The sequence below is a fragment of the Mesobacillus persicus genome, assembly GCF_900109925.1.
In the GTDB taxonomy this organism is placed as follows: Bacteria; Bacillota; Bacilli; order Bacillales; family Cytobacillaceae; genus Mesobacillus_B; species Mesobacillus_B persicus.
The window spans coordinates 34,711-49,518 of sequence record NZ_FOBW01000017.1; the positions used below are offsets into that span (position 1 = coordinate 34,711).

General features: G+C 37.6%; 15 protein-coding genes, 2 pseudogenes and 1 riboswitch. Of the genes and pseudogenes, 5 read left to right on the forward strand and 12 right to left on the reverse strand.

Translation table 11 applies throughout. The features are described 5' to 3' along the window. Positions 1-27 precede the first annotated feature (27 nt). The 8 genes from BMX30_RS19230 to BMX30_RS19270 all read right to left on the reverse strand — a co-directional run bounded on the left by BMX30_RS19230 (position 28) and on the right by BMX30_RS19270 (position 6,255). Complete coding sequence (locus BMX30_RS19230) at positions 28-744, reverse strand: thiamine phosphate synthase (RefSeq protein ID WP_090749369.1); 717 nt, start codon at positions 742-744, stop codon at positions 28-30. Beyond that, on the reverse strand, positions 734-1,045 hold the full coding sequence (locus BMX30_RS19235; RefSeq protein WP_090749370.1) for an MTH1187 family thiamine-binding protein: 312 nt from the start codon (positions 1,043-1,045) through the stop codon (positions 734-736). The genes BMX30_RS19230 and BMX30_RS19235 overlap by 11 nt, the downstream gene beginning before the upstream one ends. 3 nt (positions 1,046-1,048) lie before the next feature. Beyond that, the gene (thiM, locus tag BMX30_RS19240) at positions 1,049-1,885 is read right to left on the reverse strand and encodes a hydroxyethylthiazole kinase (RefSeq protein ID WP_090749372.1); all 837 of its coding nucleotides are present in this window, start codon (positions 1,883-1,885) and stop codon (positions 1,049-1,051) included. 159 nt (positions 1,886-2,044) lie between these two features. After that, a complete protein-coding gene (tenA, locus tag BMX30_RS19245) occupies positions 2,045-2,734 on the reverse strand; it encodes a thiaminase II (RefSeq protein ID WP_090749374.1) in 690 nt (229 codons plus the stop codon). A 115-nt stretch (positions 2,735-2,849) separates the two neighbouring features. Beyond that, positions 2,850-2,957, reverse strand: a riboswitch (TPP riboswitch). 450 nt (positions 2,958-3,407) lie between these two features. After that, positions 3,408-3,701 (reverse strand): type II toxin-antitoxin system RelE family toxin, encoded by a 294-nt coding sequence (locus tag BMX30_RS19250; protein ID WP_090749376.1) that lies wholly within the window; start codon positions 3,699-3,701, stop codon positions 3,408-3,410. 2 nt (positions 3,702-3,703) lie between these two features. Beyond that, a complete protein-coding gene (locus tag BMX30_RS19255; protein WP_090749379.1) occupies positions 3,704-3,964 on the reverse strand; it encodes a hypothetical protein in 261 nt (86 codons plus the stop codon). A gap of 56 nt (positions 3,965-4,020) precedes the next feature. Beyond that, a complete protein-coding gene (locus BMX30_RS23655) occupies positions 4,021-4,353 on the reverse strand; it encodes a hypothetical protein (protein WP_090749381.1) in 333 nt (110 codons plus the stop codon). Between the two features lie 774 nt (positions 4,354-5,127). Next, positions 5,128-6,255 carry a hypothetical protein gene (locus BMX30_RS19270; protein WP_090749385.1) on the reverse strand — a complete coding sequence of 376 codons (1,128 nt, stop codon included), beginning with the start codon at positions 6,253-6,255 and terminating at the stop codon, positions 5,128-5,130. A 246-nt stretch (positions 6,256-6,501) separates the two neighbouring features. Here BMX30_RS19270 and BMX30_RS19275 point away from each other — a divergent pair, with 246 nt between their 5' ends. The 3 genes and pseudogenes from BMX30_RS19275 to BMX30_RS19285 all read left to right on the forward strand — a co-directional run bounded on the left by BMX30_RS19275 (position 6,502) and on the right by BMX30_RS19285 (position 9,250). Then, positions 6,502-6,747, forward strand: coding sequence for a hypothetical protein (locus BMX30_RS19275; protein ID WP_090749387.1), 246 nt, complete (start codon positions 6,502-6,504; stop codon positions 6,745-6,747). 136 nt (positions 6,748-6,883) lie between these two features. Next, complete coding sequence (locus BMX30_RS19280) at positions 6,884-7,144, forward strand: retropepsin-like domain-containing protein (RefSeq protein ID WP_244532675.1); 261 nt, start codon at positions 6,884-6,886, stop codon at positions 7,142-7,144. Positions 7,145-7,899: 755 nt separating this feature from the next. Beyond that, positions 7,900-9,250: pseudogene (locus BMX30_RS19285) on the forward strand (IS4 family transposase). Here the strand turns inward: BMX30_RS19285 and BMX30_RS19290 are convergent. From BMX30_RS19290 to BMX30_RS19305, 4 genes are all read right to left on the reverse strand, one after another. Next, a complete protein-coding gene (locus BMX30_RS19290; protein ID WP_090749389.1) occupies positions 9,208-9,471 on the reverse strand; it encodes a hypothetical protein in 264 nt (87 codons plus the stop codon). The pseudogene BMX30_RS19285 and the gene BMX30_RS19290 sit on opposite strands and share 43 nt — an antisense overlap. Before the next feature lie 463 nt (positions 9,472-9,934). Continuing rightward, positions 9,935-10,171: a DUF5348 domain-containing protein gene (locus tag BMX30_RS19295; RefSeq protein ID WP_090749392.1), complete on the reverse strand. Its 237-nt coding sequence runs from the start codon at positions 10,169-10,171 to the stop codon at positions 9,935-9,937. Beyond that, complete coding sequence (locus BMX30_RS19300; RefSeq protein WP_090749394.1) at positions 10,168-10,968, reverse strand: ExeA family protein; 801 nt, start codon at positions 10,966-10,968, stop codon at positions 10,168-10,170. The genes BMX30_RS19295 and BMX30_RS19300 overlap by 4 nt, the downstream gene beginning before the upstream one ends. Beyond that, positions 10,961-12,316, reverse strand: coding sequence for a DDE-type integrase/transposase/recombinase (locus BMX30_RS19305; protein WP_090749396.1), 1,356 nt, complete (start codon positions 12,314-12,316; stop codon positions 10,961-10,963). The genes BMX30_RS19300 and BMX30_RS19305 overlap by 8 nt, the downstream gene beginning before the upstream one ends. A 121-nt stretch (positions 12,317-12,437) precedes the next feature. Here BMX30_RS19305 and istA point away from each other — a divergent pair. Both istA and istB read left to right on the forward strand, forming a co-directional pair. After that, positions 12,438-14,027, forward strand: a pseudogene (istA, locus tag BMX30_RS19310) (IS21 family transposase). Then, complete coding sequence (istB, locus tag BMX30_RS19315) at positions 14,024-14,797, forward strand: IS21-like element helper ATPase IstB (RefSeq protein ID WP_090749398.1); 774 nt, start codon at positions 14,024-14,026, stop codon at positions 14,795-14,797. Before istA ends, istB begins: the two are co-directional and overlap by 4 nt. The last annotated feature ends 11 nt before the right edge of the window (positions 14,798-14,808 follow it).

The following is a 14,808-nucleotide window of genomic DNA, read 5'->3' on the forward strand; positions in this document are numbered from 1 at the left end:
ATGTGTAAAAATGATAAGTTTACTAGTTTATTTGCTGATTGGGTTAAGCTTATTTAAGTTCCAAGCTATAACTAGATTAGTAGCTTCCAACTTTGGATCATCAGCCTCTGTTACAGCGGACACCACGAAAAAGCCATCCACCCCGGTTTGTGCAAGTGGAGGGATATCAGCAAGCTTAACACCGCCACCGATTACGACCGGAATTGGGCTGAGTTTAGCAAGCTCAGAAATTTCGTCCAAACTTCTGATCACTATTTTCCCATCCAAATCCATACCACAGTCCGGTTTCGTCTTCGTTTCACGCAGTGGTCCAGCGCCAAAATAGTCAATCTGAGAGACATCCACTGTTTTGATATACTCGAATAATTCATGCGTTCTGGCCGATACGCCCACGATTGAATCGTCGCCTAAGTATTCCCGACAAACATCCACTGGGATATCCGATTGACCGACGTGGATTCCATCTACTTTAATCCCTTGTTTTCTAGCAGCTAGAATCACATCAAGACGATCATTCACGAGCAGCGCAACTTCATCCGACTTGCCAGCTTGTGCGATTACCTCGGAAGCTTCACGGGTCAACTGAATTAGTTCAAGGGCAGAGGCAACCTTTGAACGGATTTGTATACATGTAAAACCTGCCTCAATCGCATCTTTAATGATTGTCCCAACGGGCCGATTTTTCGTATTCTCAGGGCCCACAACAAGGTAGGCTGAAATATTAATATTTTTTCTAATGCTCATTTTGTCCTCCCAAAATATCGTTGATTTTATCGACTTTTGTATTCATCGTGTTCGTAAAACCAGGACGTATATCTGCCTTTAGAACAACTTCCGTGCGGATTCCTTTGGCGGCAAGTACAAATGTTGCGTCTTTTACAACCTTCATGACTTCATCCCACTCCCCTTCAATCTCTGTAAACATGGAAGTCGTATGATGTGGTAAGCCTGACTCACGAATCACTTTCACCACTTCGGCTACTTCAGATGCAAGTTCCTCACCTTTACCAAAAGGCGCGATTGCAACGGCAATTAGTGTATTCATAAATTAAACCTCCTCAATTTCAAATGGATTGTGCGCAATATCCACTGCGGTTGCTTTATACAGTTCATCGAGGAACTGAACCTGAAAACTTCCTGGCCCATCAACCCTATTTTCAGCACGGGCTCCCGCTAAATTGTAGACTGCAGAAGCAGTAAGCGCGGCGATAAACGGCGAGGTGGCTGTTGAATAGACCGCGACGACTCCACCCAATGAACAGCCAGCCCCAGTAATTTTCTCCATAAAATGTGACCCTCCATGAGAGTAGGCAATGACCGAACCGTCGGTGATTAAATCCGTTTTGCCCGATACGGCAACAGCCCCACCGGTCCATTTGGCCAACGCGACAGCCGCGGCCTTTGCGGTGTTTACTGTATCTGTAGAATCCACTCCTCGGACATTGGATACATCCGTACCACCGTCCAACTCCCACAAACCAGCCAAGGCAATAATTTCCGAAGCATTTCCTCTAATCACACTTGGTTTATACTCTTTAAACTGCTGTAACAGTTGAGTTCTCAGCGAGCCAATACCAACTGCGACTGGATCCAGGACCCATGGCTTCTCCGTATCGTGCAAAATTTTTGCTGTATGAGGTAGAGTCTCCTCATAGATTGGGAGAAGTGTACCGACGTTTATGTAGGTGGCCCCTCCGGCCTTTGCCAAAAATTCACCCTCATCGGGCAGATAAACCATCGCAGCGGATCCTCCGACGGCAAGCTGTGCATTAGCCACAAAATTGATCGTTACCGTGTTGGTGATCGACCCTGCCATAGGATTTGTTTTTATTACAGTTTCAACTGCCTGAATCATCCTGTTTTGAATTTCCTCTTTAGTAATCATTTAATCGTTCTCCTTTCCCAGATAGGTTTGTTTGATAGAATCCCAAAATTTTAAATCAACCCACACTTAAGTCCGATAACCACTGACATGCAATCTTTTAATCTAGTTTCATTCTTTTCTAAAAATTTTGCAGAAACCAGTCATCTTACACTCTTCCTTTTAGCTGTTGATGATGGAATTCTGTTTCTCGATAGGCCATTCTTCTTGTCGATAAGCCATTTCCCAAAACGAGTATTCATATTGACTGCTAATCACAAAAAGTTCAGACATTCGCTCCCGATCTGATTCCGTTACCCTCTCAGCAATCTCATCGATACGGTTGATTTGTTCCACAACCAATTCATGAAACCATTCACCACCGTATGCAGCAATCCATTCTTGGTAGATCGGTTCCTTTGGTGTCATCCCTTTTAGGCGCTGCCCGATTTCATCATAAAGCCAATAGCAAGGGAGTAATGCTGCAATAATATCGCCGAGTTGACCAATACATGCTACACGATAAAGATGTGAGGTATAGGCATATGCAGTAGGAGCAGGCTTAAATTTCGCTATTTCATTTTCAGTAATCCCTAATTGTTTGGAAAAATTAGCATGTAGTTTCAATTCGGCTTCGGCTGTCCCCTGTGCGTGGACAGCCATACGGGCAGTTGTATGTAAATCTGGTGCCTTCGCCGCCCCTAACGCTTGCACCTTTGCAAAATGAGAAAGATAATAAGAGTCCTGTAACACGTAATAGCGAAAGCTTTTCAGTGATAAGCTTCCATCGGCAATTCCTTTTACAAAAGGATGCTGAAAGCTCGCCTCCCAAATCGTATCTACTTCTTGTCGTAACTGCTGTGAAAACGTCATAAAATCCCTCCGAAAATTTAAGTATTAGCGGAGAAAGTGGAATAAAAAAAACCACTTTCCTTTTAAATAAAGAAAGTGGTTTTTTATGGAAATTATTTTAAAATCGAACAAGAAAATTTCCTCTATCCCACTTCCCTACGCTGGTTTAAACCAGATCAGGTTCTAAGAGTCTTAAAGTCACACTTTAATCTCAGCCATTTTGATGGCACCCCTAGTGGTGAAAAATATTAAGTTTTCCAACTCATTTCAGTATTATCTTAACATTCATAAAATAGTTGTCAAGAAGATATATTGATTAATAGTGTCGAAATCTTTTTAATAAAAAACTTCGTAACAGTTAGACCCCAAGGGCAAAAAAATCCCCCGAACCATTAGTCCTAGGGAGCATAAATCACAATTCAATTTACAACTAAAAATCCGCTAAGCCTATTGATACAAAGCTATTTCAACTCTAGCAACGCTACACACTCCACATGCGCAGAGTGTATGTGGTAACACATTAGATGCTGGTGGTTAAATTTATTTAATTTAACTCAATTCGTCTATAAATGCCGGTCTTTATTTTGTCAGCCCATTAGTTCATTTATCAATTCCATTTATTTCCGCCTACCCGCAATCTTTTTTCCGCAAAAAACATCTACAATTTTATGTAGATGCCGATATTTTACTAGAATTATTTATTTTTCCAATAAACATTTTCCCGCTTATGTTTAATACCATCAACCCAAACTAATGAGTTCTCTTCATCAACTTCAAATACTAGCATAACCTGATGAAGTCCAAACCTGACCCAATATCCTTCCAACATACCATTTTGTATTTTCTTTGCTGTGAGAGTAGGCGCATAGGATAATCGATTAAACGAATCCAAATAAGTTCTTTCCTTTACATCCAAAGGGTATGCAAGAATATTGCTCAATTCGTTTAACGCAGTTTGCGACCAAAAAACAATATATTCCTTGTCCATGCTTAAGACTCCTCGAAACTTTTCCGAAAATACTCAAGCCCCTGTCCTTTGCTGTAAATACGTCCATTCCTGCGGTCCTCACAACTTTTTTGAACCTGACGTATAAGTCCTTCATCTTTTGCAAGATATTCAACTTCCATCTCATTTATTGTATCTTTTTTCCTTTTCATGTTTAAGTATTCAATAAAATCATACACCTCAAGAGCATCTTGTTCAGGAATTTGATCAATCATTCGCTTTAATTCTTCGCGATCTACACTCAATCCTTTCACCGCCTTGTGGTTTTACTCATTCCATTATATCATATCATTGACTAAAGCTAATTATCTATAATCCTAATTCCGTTAATCAGCATACATCCGCTGTTGGAGAAATAGTTAGACTTATACCGACCAAAACTTCTTGTTACATTTACATCCAAACCATTATTAATCATTTGATATAAGACAGGTTCTAGGTATATAGTGTAAAGAGGTTTGTCAAATTTTGAAGGCATGGATCTACCGTGATATAATAAATACGCATTCTTTACTTTTTCCCAAGCTAAATCTGCTTGAATTTTATTAAATTCATCTTCCTTTCTTTTTCGTTCGGCTTCTTCTTTTTCAGCTTCTATATGTTTTATTGCAGTCTTTTCTCCTTTTTTGCACAAAAAAGCATTTTTTCTACCTCTTCTTTCAATCTATAAGAATTTTCGATTAAATCATATCAAGGAAGTCTGATAACGTTAAATAGTCTGATAGTTTATAACCGTTTTATATCTTCAACCAATTGTCCAGAATGGTCCAACAGTTTAGTATAAAATTCAGGATTTGTTTTTGATCCCAAGTGAAGAAAACTCTTTCTGACAGGAAATCACCATTATTATATAATTCCTTGTAGGCATTCAAGGCCTTTTCAATTTGTTGTATTGAAAAGGTAGAATTGTCGCCTGATCCACTAACTCCTGCATAGTCATAATAACAATTCTTGAAATTCCTTTTTACATTCTCTGATATAGCAGAAATAATTGTAGATAGATTATGTTGTATATTTAATATGGTAATTGAAATTTGGATTTTATCTACAACAAGAGCTATTAAGTTTTATTACGATTATCGACTAATCCACTCCACTTTCAAATATAAGCTCCTTACTATTTAAGAAATCAGCATCTCAAATTCGATATACCCTAGAAAGTCGATACACAATGACACTCGCTTCCTATTGTATACAATCGATGCTACGGATCTAAACTTTATTGAAAAGAAGTAAAGTAAACATATTTTTCTTTAGGAAGGCGTTTTCCAGTTTGAGCATCTGTACAATGGGCTTCTTCAATTTCTGCTGAGCTAATTCCCTCCCATGAGTTATGCACCAATCTAACTCCTGAAATTTTGCTGATATGGACAAATTCATCCTCATCTGCTATTTTCAATGGAGTTATTTATCTGATTGTCATTCCTCCACCAGTTTTCATACCAATTTTTATCAATTTTTTAAACTGTGAGTAATGGCCTCGACCGTTTACGACATACGGAGATGATAATTCACCGTCTTTTAATTCAAATACTTGTGGAAAAGGATCCGTGACTACAGTTAGAATCTTTATCCCATCCATCGATTTGATCTTATCTATTAATTGAGTGCATTTCTTTTCCGTTTCTAAATATTTTTTGTCGTTTTCATCCAAAAACAATTCTGCTCCTTCTTCATAAAGTTTCTTAACAGGCATATCTCTTGCAATGTCCTGTAATTCTTGATCAACTTCCCAAAATATAAAATCATTTAACTCCGGAATTTGTGATAAATAACTAACCATACCGTCAATGACTTTTTCATCCTCACACAAACGTCCTATGTCACTTCTTGCGATGATGCGGGAGCACTCTTGGAACCTTTGATCGTCTAAATATACCGATTTTACTACTTCACCAACAACAGACCATATGAATTCTCTTGTTAATTCTTCAAAATCTTTTTCGTAACGGTTATGGAAAAATCCACATCCGCTAATAAAAGATGGTTCTTTTTCTCCGGTGTATTCATCCAATAAATCCTTTAACTCATCATAATCATCTGGATTAAATCTCTCTCCAGTGATGTATGTTTCTCCACTATGATCCCATTCCGGATCATTTGAATAATCGAGATCATATTTTTCACCATATACTATGATTGATACAACCATTTTTCTTACTTCATCAAGGTAATCTTCTTCATTCTCTTCAATTCTTTCTTGAATCAGCTTTTTTATATCAACCGCATAGTTATTTAATTGTTCTTCCGCCCATTTGAATTGTACTCTTTCAAGTGCAACTATTTTATCATCTTTATAAATTTGACACTTTTTTCTACTAATCTTTTCGTCTACCACGATATGTTCATTTTCGAGTTGGTATAGGTCCTTACCGATTTTAAAAACATTTTCTGAAGTTGCCTCATCATTCACCATTTGTAGCAGCATTAAACACCCATCTTTATACAAATAAGTTTTTTCTTTTTTTCTTTTACTCTTTTTGTATTTTACAATTGATTCATTTTCGACTTCTGCCAATTTTATTGAAATCCACATTTCCTATTCACCTCAATATATAAAGAGTTCTATTACATATATTATAGCAAACATACGTTCCATTTTGTATTATGAATTCTGCTTTACTCCTTGTTTTTTTAAGGATTTCTTAAACATCGTTTTTTTAATAAAGCCACTCGCTGCACAATGTGTTGATACCTGATTTAATAATTATGTAAAAATGCTTAAAAAAGTGATATGAAATTAGCTATAGCTTATAATAAAAGGAAAAAGGAGAGATGATATATGAAGTGGCAGGAAGTTAGAGAATTATTCCCAAATCAGTTTGTATTAGTATCGATTCTTAATTATCATGAGGAAGAGGACAAAAAAATCATTGATGAAGTCGCACCCATTCGGTCCATTCCAGAAGAAAAAGTGAATAAAGAGTTTTTTAAGGTAGAACCTGGAAATATTGTTTACCATACATCGAACGAGGAATGTATCGTTCATATTCGTAAAGACCCGTTGATGAGAGTGAGACGAATATAATGAAAATATCATTCGATGGACAACTTATTACAACATCACTTATTGTTACTTTTCGAGGAAGAACGTTACAAATCGATGATATGATTATCGATACAGGTTCTCTCACACGTTAATTAGTCCAGATATATTAGAAGAAATAGGAGTAACGTATGAAAATGGTGACGATATTTATGAAGCATATGGAATTGGTGGTTCAGTTCCATTCTATACAAAGGTAATGGATGAAATCCAAATTGATAAATTTAATATAAAGAATATTGAAATTGATGTGGGAGTTCTTCCAAAAAATCACAATGGACTTCTAGGGTTGGATATTTTAATGACCTACAATTTTATTGTAAATATGGACAAGTTAGAATTATATCCATCAAAAAATAAAGCCAAGGATGAAGTATGATGAATCTAATCTTTCTAGGAACAATGTTCAAAAATTCCAATCACTCATTACCGCCAATAAGGGTAACCCTAAAAATACCCGCTTTTTTCCGCTAGTTTTATTCACAAAAATTATTCCTCAAATTAAAAGATTCTTTTAGTCTCAGAATAACAATTATTAGATTAAGCAACGAGGCCACCACAAGGCAGATGAAAATCCTGGCATCATCAATATAATTCCCAGCTAAGGACACTCCCGCCTCCAATTAATGTTATTATTTTCAGTAAAAAGGATGAAGCGATTAGGATTGTGATGAAAAAAATTGCACCATTATTATTGGTAACAATCTAAAAGAAGGACTGAATCTGGTCGACTTAACTCCGACAATTCTTCATTTACTGGTTGCAAAGATTACTTGTGAACATGACGCACTGTCCATATTCAATACAACTTTATTAATCCATTACAAGACATGTAAAAAGGCAACGCCCCAGAAGGGCAGTTGCCTTATTTTAAAATGAGTTGCGCCACACACTCCACATGGCTTGAGTAGTGATCGCAGATAAATATTGATGTAGTGGTGTTTACCTACACTTCTTAAGTTTATAACTCAACTTTCGCACATAGAAAAACGTAGTTAGTTCAACGGGCTGTAACGCTAGTAGCTGTTGAAGTATGGTCATTTACAAATAAATAGACATGAAAAAACACCTCATCGTTTGGTATAGTTGATTTGTCGAGAATCCACATAACCATACAGAAGAGGTGTCTCCTATATGATAACGAATAATGATCAAACTAAGCAACTACCAAATGAATTAACTTCAACATTTAAGGAATTACAGGTGTTGAAACATCTAAGAAAAGCTGGTATTACAAAGTCTTTTGGTTTTTCCTGTGCCTACAGTGATTTTTGTTTAATCTTTGAAAACAAAAACTGGTTTCGAACGCTTGAAAGTAAGAAATCTACCGATTTCCCTGCCAAGGATGCTGTCTATCGTTTCTTAAATCAGTCTACTTATTCTTGGAGACGTTTTTTAACATTCCTTAGTGCTGATACGATTAAAAAAGTAATAAAACTCACCAATCACGAATGTCCGAAAGTATTGATTTTAGATGATTCTTCTTATGATCGAAATCGTAGTAAAACAGTTGAATTACTGGCTCGTTGTTTTGACCATGCTTCTCAAAAAATGCGTTTCTATAAGGGTTTCGCATGCTTACGCTCGGTTGGTCTGATGGAGCTACCTTTATACCAGTGGACTTTTCTTTATTGAGTTCAAAAACGAGTCAGATTAACGGAATATCTACAAAGATAGATAAGCGCAGCTCTGGTTACAAGCGCCGTCATGAAGCTCTACAATCTGCACCAGATAAAATTCCTGATATGATTCGTCGTGCTTTGAATGCTGGGGTCGATGCCTCTTATGTTTTGATGGATACTTGGTTTACCCAACAACCACTTATTAAGAACATCAAAGAACAAGGACTTGATGTCATTGGAATGGTTAAGAATTTAAAGCAACGTACCTTGTTAATGGTGATCGTGTGAGCTTAAAAGAACTCTATCGTTTGGCAACACCAATTCAAGGAAAAAAGGGACTTCTTCGCTCGATTCATACCACACAAGCTAATGATGTTCCAATCAAAGTAGTTTTTGTCCGCAACCGTAATAAAAAGAGTGAATGGCTAGCAATTCTGAGTACAGACTGTACATTGAGTGACCAAGAGATTATCAGAATTTACGGTATAAGATGGGACATTGAAGTCTTTTTCAAAGCAACTAAATCCTTATTAAAACTCCAGAAGGAGTATCAAAGTCGCTCCTATGATTCGTTAATCAGTCATACAACCATTGTCTTTTCACGTTACATCGTTTTATCCTGGCAAAACCGATGTAGCACAGATTAAAGAACACTTGGCGGGTTGTTTTATGAACTTTGTGATGAAATACATGATCTCGATTGGGCTATTGCGCTACAGCAATTAATTGAGCTTCTTGAAGATACCCTTAAAGAGAGTAACAAAAAAATACAAAAGTTAATAAAAAGTCAACTACAGCAATGGATTGCAGGTTTACCTAACTATATCAAGGCATACCTGCCTATTTCAGTCTGCGAAAGTTGAGTTAAGATTATTACCTTTCTATATGTATCTTTTAGTTCCCCTAAAGCATTATAAAGTTCATATGAGTCCTCTTTTAATCGAAGAATTTCTTGAGGCATTGGATTATAATCCAAATCTTCGGATTGTTGATAATCCTTAACCATCAATAAAATATAGCTTAAAATCGATTTACTATGTTCGTCATACCAATATGCTATTTCTTCTTTTCTATACTCTACCAAAATTACACCCCTCCCTTCCTTGTTGTACAATACTTAGACGCATTAGCTATTTAAAAAGTTGTGTTTTTTGAATCCTTTTTTATATTTTTTATAGGTCTAGGGTTCTTACATAGTCCGAAAAATAAATTCAATAGATATCATTGTTTAAACATAGCGCAATAATACATAAGGTGGAAAACTATGATTTTTTGCGAATCCTAAAGGGTTGATTTGCTAAAGCAAAATTGTTTTTAAAACGAATCTATAGGGTTAGCGAGGCAGAAACGCTGATCCAATACTCCCATATATGGGAGTTAACAAACACTAAGTGACTCACTTTTAAAGTGATCGTTCTGGCTCAATATAATATTGACTGTTAATGACGTTCTACAATGACCCGAAATTGATGTTATTAATTGTCCTAAAACTGACGGATTCACTGTCCAAAATGAAGGGGAAGCAGGTTTTTGCTTCCCCAATGATTTTATAAATCAACCATATAGGTTTCATTTTTCTTAAGGTAAAACCTAACATCATTTCGGCCAGTAAGAATGTACCAGTCTCTGCCCAGTTCCAAACGGCAGGAAAGAGTCTTTCCATTTCCTAGATGAAGATCAAACCATTCACCACAGTGCATCTTATAACCTGAATTATCTCCCCAAATCACAACCCAACAATCCAGCTCTTCATTGTAGTTCATTTCTTTCCAGCGGCTTTTCATGAAAGTTCCCCCTGGATAACTTGCTTAATCATATGATCATCAATGATTCTTCGGCCATTTTGTGAGCCATACAGAAGACTATGTGTACAGAGTTTATTTATGAGCCTTGCGGCACCACCAGAGAACCGATGGATTTCGTCAAGCGCGCCATCAGAAAAGATGGGTTGTTCAACACCTGCATAACGAAGATGCCTGGAAACATACTCCTCAACCTGAGCACGGTCGAGATGTCCTAACTGGAATTGGATATCGATTCTTTGGCGTATCGCTGCGTATGACTGTAGGCGTAGTCGATCCCACAATTCACTTTGACCGACTAGAATTAGCGCCATCGGACTTTGCGAATCCATTTTGAAGTTTAGTAGGAATCTAACTTCTTCAAGCAGTTCCCGGTCTAGAAGGTGAGCTTCATCGACTACTACAACTGGCTGGAGTCCTCGAATACCTTTCATTAATTCAATTTCTCGATGAAGCTGTCGTTTCGCATCTCCCCGATAAAACTTTGCTTCTGAACCTAGTTGTTCCAAAAGACCTTTGTAAAAATGCCGAGGAGTTAATTTAGAGTCGGACAGGTAAAGAACGTGAAATTTCCCTTTATCCAACCTATCTACAAACCTACGAATTGTCGTCGTCTTTCCTGTACCACTATCCCCACTCAGGACTGCAAAAAGCTGTCTTTCAGCTGCATATTTCAGCCTTCCGAGAATTTCTTGCATCATGGAGGAATCGTAAAGCTGATTCGTTGGCAAATCTCGGGTGAAAGGGGTATTTTCCATTTCATAGAATGCTTCAAACACGAGAATCATCCTCCTTCCAGACAGCACGGAAGGTTACGGCAGGTTTCTGTTCAATTTGACGATCCTGGTTCTTTCGTTCAGCTGCCTTTAATAGTCTTGAAGAGTCAACACTCTGCACCTGCAGGTGCTCAGGTAATTCAGGACGTTTCCCAGCTCTTTCCCCAATGACAAGCTTCTTGGCTTTCCAAGGAGTATAATCTTCGAACTCAATGGTAAGCACTTCGATATTCGAAGGGTCATAGACTACATCAACCTTTCTTCCAATGAATGCCAAGCCCACCTCATATTTTTGATCCATTAAACTAATACATCCTGATTTATCGACTTTCCTTGTCTCACAATGAAGAAAGGCATTGCTCAACGTATCTGAATCGATGAACCGAATCGCTTTCCTGTCTGAACGAAAAGCGGTTTCTGGGCTGATTTTCTCCTCTAGCGCAGAATGATGCTTATTCTGATAGCACTCTGTGAGCCATACTTGGAAAAGTTCATTCAGGCGGTCAAGAGTATCTGGTTTTTCAATGACAGCTTCACTAATAAATGAATCTATGACTCTATTGAACTTTTCAATTTTGCCTTTCGATTCAGCTGCATAAGGCCTTGTGTAAGTAAGACGAGTGCCTATTTTTGAGCAGGTACGTGACATCCATTTGGTCCGATATTGCTTTCCATTATCAAAATAAACAGCCTCTGGTACACCATATTTTAGGTTTGCCTGCCGGAAGGCATCTTCAATGATCCTTGAATCCAATGTAGGATAGAAAGCTGCATGAAGTACAAACCTAGTGGCGTCGTCGATAAAGGCGACAAGATACACTTGTTTCTTAATTCCATTTGGACCAATCGGCAAGTAAGGACCATACTTGATATCTGATTGCCAGAGTTGGTTGCGATGACGTTTTTGAAACCTTCGGGCAGCTACTCCTGTCTGGGAATAGAGTCTCATATGTCGTGTACTATAACCTTTTTCCGTCAGCTTTTCCTGCAGCGTTGATCTTTTGATTTGTCCTGGTTCAGCTAATCCTTCCCATTCAAGAATCTGGATAATCTGAGCCACACTGCGGCCCGGCACTTCCTTCCGAAGAAGTATCGCTTGTTCCAAAAGATGAGGAGGGATGGCTTCCGGCTTTCTAGTAGCCTTTCTCCCTTGTGGCTTCAGTCCCCCAAACCCATCCTCACGAAATTGAGCCAGATATCGTCTAATAGTTCTTTCTGATAGACCGTTGGCCTTCGCTATCTGGTCTTTTAATTCTTTTACTTTTCCAGCATCAAGCCCCTCTGCTAATAAAGGGGATATCAGCTGAAAACGCTGCACTGCCAATTCTTCTGATTTTTTACGATCCCTCATGATACACTCTCTGTATTTGATAATCTAAAAGTGGGCCACCGTAGTCATTGAAAACTCCCCCACCTGGTTTATAATAACCCATGACGAAATACTGTAATTTCAACGTGGGGAGACTGGGGCGATGATAGATTTGAATAAGAAACAAGATGTATTAATAATGTACCTTAGGGAGGGGAAATCTCAAAGAGAGATAGCAAGAGTAACAGGAATTGATCGGAAAACAGTAAGTAAATATATCAAAGAATATGAGAGTAAGCAGCAAGAAATTGAACAATCCAATGATAGTGTACTTACAGGGGAGCTAATTCAAGAACTCGTAGAGGCGCCTAAATATAAAGTTGGCATTCGACCAAAGAGAGTAATGACATAGGAAATAGAATTAAAGGTTATCAGTCATCTTCAGGTCAATGATGAAAAGCGTAGGAAAGGTCTCCGAAAACAGCTAAAGAAACCAATTGATATTTTTGAAGCTTTAGAAGCAGAAGGTGTGGAAGTCAGTTACAGTACGGTCCTACGGACCATTAGGAAAATTGAAAAAACAACCAAAGAGGCTTATGTAAAAGGATCATACGATCCTGGGAACATATGCGAGTTTGATTGGGGTGAAGTGAAACTTAAGATAAACGGAAAGTGGACAAAACTCCAAATGGCATTATTTACTTCAGCTTTTGGAAATTACAGAATGGCATTTTTATTTAACAAACAGAAAATGGAATGTTTTCAAGAGGCACACGCTTTGTTTTTTAATGTGGTTGGTGGTGTGTATAAAACAATGGTCTATGACAATATGAAAGTAGCTGTTAAACGATTTGTTGGTACAGAAAAGGAACCTACAGAAGGTTTATTAAAGCTTTCTATATACTATGGATTTGGATACCGTTTCTGTAATGTACGTCGTGGAAATGAAAAAGGCCATGTAGAGCGTAGCGTGGAAGTGATTCGTAGAAAAGCATTCGCTTTTCGTGATACATTTGAAACTTTAGAGGAAGCAAACCAATACTTGCTTGAGATTTGTAAGAAGCGTAACCGAAAACCACAGCCATCCCAACAAAACCAGACTGCCGAGGAGTGTTTAAAACAGGAGCACAAAAACTTCCTCCATCTTCCCCATCCGTTTGATGCAGCACGAATCCAAAACGTGCGAGTCGACAAGTATTCAACGGTAGTCATTGATCAAAGCCACTACTCGGTCCCAGATCATTTGGTTGGCGAAATTATAAAGGTGAAAATCTACTCAAATCGTATTCTATGTTTCTATGAAGAGAAAAAAATAGCTGAGCATATTCGTTTAACCGGCTGTCATGAATGGAGCTTACAACTAGAACATTACATAGAAACGCTAAAGAAAAAGCCTGGTGCATTAGCTGGTAGCACAGCATTACAACAGGCAGACAAAAAAATAAAAACAATTTATGAAACCTATTATAACAGTCACACAAAAGAATTTATAGAGTTAATGCAGTATTTAAAAGATGAAACTACGCTTAGTGAAATTGAGCAATGTATTGAAGAACTTAGAAAGATACATCCAAGTCATGTGACAACCGATAAAATCAAAATCTTATGTGCTAAAAACAAGAATAAAGTGCTCTCCTCTGTTCCTAAATCAAAAGAAACAAAGGATATTAAAGATTATGCCAAGTCGAATCTCAAATTGTATGATGAGTTATTTCAGACAGAAGCAGTAGGAAAAGAGGAGGCTATCGCATGAGTAAGCCAAAGGATTGGATAGAAGATATAACTAACTTTAGTAAGGATTTGAAGCTGCCTATTATTCGTCAATGCTTTCAAGAGCAAATAAAAGAGTCTTCTCAAAAAGATGCCAGTTATGAAGAGTTTTTGGCTTTATTATTACAAAAAGAGTGGGACTATAGGCAAGAAACTGCCCAATATAATCGTATCCGTCGGGCAGAATTTCCTTATAAAAAACACTTAGAAGATTTATTGATATCCGAATTACCGGAAGATGCTCAAAAAAAATATAAACAGCTTAGGACACTAGAATTTATAAAGGAAGGCGGAAATCTAATTTTAGCAGGAAGTCCAGGCACCGGAAAATCGCACATGGCAATTGGTTTAGGTATGAAAGCCTGTGAGGAGGGCTATAAGGTTTGGTTTACAACCGTCCCCTTATTAATTAATCAACTAAAGGAATGCCGTTCAGAAAAGACTCTAAGAGCATTCCAAAATCGTTTTGAGAAGTATGATTTGGTGATCGCTGATGAGATGGGTTACATATCGTTTGATAAAGAGGGAGCTGAATTATTGTTTACTCATCTTTCCCTTCGGGCAGGTCAAAAGTCAACTATTATCACAACAAATCTATCGTTTGAAAGATGGGAAGAAATCTTTCAAGATCCAGTTATGACAGCAGCTATGATTGACCGACTGACTCATCAGGCCTATCTTGTCAATATGAATGGTAATTCCTATCGTATGAAGCAAACGAAAGAATGGCTTGAGACGCAAAAATTAATGTAGATTCATCTCGA

Bases quoted from the DNA above. Each gene is read 5' to 3' on its own strand.
- tenA (WP_090749374.1), bottom strand. From the start codon at position 2,734: ATGACGTTTTCACAGCAGTTACGACAAGAAGTAGATACGATTTGGGAG.
- BMX30_RS19230 (WP_090749369.1), bottom strand. From the start codon at position 744: ATGAGCATTAGAAAAAATATTAATATTTCAGCCTACCTTGTTGTGGGC.
- BMX30_RS19270 (WP_090749385.1), bottom strand. From the start codon at position 6,255: ATGTGGATTTCAATAAAATTGGCAGAAGTCGAAAATGAATCAATTGTA.
- thiM (WP_090749372.1), bottom strand. From the start codon at position 1,885: ATGATTACTAAAGAGGAAATTCAAAACAGGATGATTCAGGCAGTTGAA.
- BMX30_RS19275 (WP_090749387.1), top strand. From the start codon at position 6,502: ATGAAGTGGCAGGAAGTTAGAGAATTATTCCCAAATCAGTTTGTATTA.
- istB (WP_090749398.1), top strand. From the start codon at position 14,024: ATGAGTAAGCCAAAGGATTGGATAGAAGATATAACTAACTTTAGTAAG.
- BMX30_RS19295 (WP_090749392.1), bottom strand. From the start codon at position 10,171: ATGAAAAGCCGCTGGAAAGAAATGAACTACAATGAAGAGCTGGATTGT.
- BMX30_RS19305 (WP_090749396.1), bottom strand. From the start codon at position 12,316: ATGAGGGATCGTAAAAAATCAGAAGAATTGGCAGTGCAGCGTTTTCAG.
- BMX30_RS19250 (WP_090749376.1), bottom strand. From the start codon at position 3,701: ATGGACAAGGAATATATTGTTTTTTGGTCGCAAACTGCGTTAAACGAA.
- BMX30_RS19235 (WP_090749370.1), bottom strand. From the start codon at position 1,045: ATGAATACACTAATTGCCGTTGCAATCGCGCCTTTTGGTAAAGGTGAG.